The sequence below is a fragment of the Bacteroidota bacterium genome (genome assembly GCA_018698135.1).
Lineage (GTDB): Bacteria > Bacteroidota > Bacteroidia > CAILMK01 > JAAYUY01 > JABINZ01.
On record JABINZ010000178.1, the window covers coordinates 1 to 2,013 of the forward strand.

1 protein-coding gene is annotated in these 2,013 nt (G+C 34.2%); it reads right to left on the reverse strand.

Features of this window, described 5'->3' with window-relative positions; genetic code table 11:
- A partial coding sequence (locus tag HOG71_11645) for a hypothetical protein (GenBank protein ID MBT5991493.1) occupies positions 1 to 2,013 on the reverse strand: 2,013 nt, incomplete at both ends.

Genomic DNA, 2,013 nt, shown 5'->3' on the forward strand with positions numbered 1-2,013 from the left:
AATTTCACTTTATAATAATTCATATAAATCGGATCATCAGCTGTGAAATTTGCAATAGGGCTGTCCAATAATTTAATCTTCATGGAATCCAATATACTATTGCATACGGAGTCAATTGTTTTGATGAATATCCAAACTTCCTTATTGATAGAATCATTTTTACCCAGATAATATTGAATGTTTTGTTTACTGATATCCACTTCAAAATGGCCATCTGCTGATGGTCCTTTGGTCCATTCAATGGCTGATGAGAAATTGTTTTCTGAAGTTAATTCGATATAGTTTTTTAGACAAAGAGTGTCATTATTCGTGATTTTTACTTCTGGATCTACAACTGCTATTTCTATTAATTGACTATCAATACAGCTAGTCGAATCTGCATAGATATAGTATATTTGGTATAAGCCATGTAATGTATCGGTATTGAAATAATTCCCATTAACTAAAGGCCCTCTAAAAATACCTCCGGCAGGACTTGCATCTATTCGAACTAAACCATAACTCCTGCAGAATTTAGTTTTTCCATATTCGGTATTCAGGCTAATGTTTGCTCTTGGTAAAACTGTTATGAAAGTAGTATCGTAATTAGGACAATAGTTGCCAACTTTATAAATAAGCTCATGCGTTCCAGCTCCTGCTTGCAAGGGATTAAAAAACTCATTGTCGACTATGCCATTTCCAGACCATGTACCAGGTTTTAGATCTGAAATGAGCTGAACTTTGGCATCTTTTTCACATAGTGTAGGATATTGACCAACTTCAGGTTTCGCAGATGAATAGTAAACTGTAATTCGTTTATCATCATAGGTTTTACACCCATATTGATCAGTATAATAGAAATGAGCATAGTAATTACCTCCATTTTGGATACTTGCATTTTCAGGATCAAAATAATATGTTCCATTATCTTCTGAAATAGCGGTTCCTGACCAATAAAATGAGCCTGTGTCTGGAATTCCTTTTAATTCATATAAACCATCTCCTGAGCAGATGGTGATATCATTCCCGGCATCAATATTTGTTATGGGATAATCTGAAAGTTTAACAGTATCTTTTTTAATAATCCCATTATCAAATTCAATAGAACAAATAAAGTACCCGGTATCTTTGGTTGTAAGGTCTTGCTTAAAACTCAATGGTGTAGGATTTCCTTTTTTATACCATTTATAATATTTGATTGTGTAACTACCTTTTAGTGAAAAATAGCTGGCAGATAATGTTGCATTGTTGTTATTGCATTTGAATTTATCGGGGCCACAGTCAGCAAAAAGTGTATCGGAAACAACCACCATAAGGGCAAGCTTGCTACAGCCTGATGAGTCATAGGCGGTTAAACTTACAAGTTGAGGTCTCATATTTTCCTTGTAGTGGAACCATTTGGTTAAATGAATATTATCATTGTCACTCCATTGGAAACTCAATGTACCATGTATATTTTTCACTACAGGTGAAACTAAAAATGAATCATTTTTTGAGATAAAAATAGTATCTGGTATCTCTACCATAAGTGCTGTAGCATTCACCTTTAGCGTATCGTAAACAATTAGTGTGTCGCAATTACTTGTTATTTTAAGTTCAAATGGATAATTGCCTGCGTCATTTATTTGTGTATAGATTATATTGCTATTTCCTTGAATGGAATTTGGTGGTGTTAGTGTTGATGACCACTTATATTGGAGCGTATTATAATAAGGAAATACTTGTATTGAAAATGAACCACAACTTAAATCAGTTTTGATAATTTGTGGTGGACTGATATTTATTCCACTGACATTATATTGATATTGCCGTGAACTCCTTCCGTTTATTGGACAGGCATCATCTTCAACAGTGACCGTAAAAGTGCCAGATTTCCCATTATCTGCCGAAGTTGTGGGGATTTTTAGAATCCCGGTTGGATGCTTTACCTGGGAGTTATTGTCTGACCAAATAGCGTTTGCAATACTGTTGTCATAACTTAAACGTAAGCTATCCTTGGTATCATAATCATTGGTCGTAATGGTAAACTTCAAC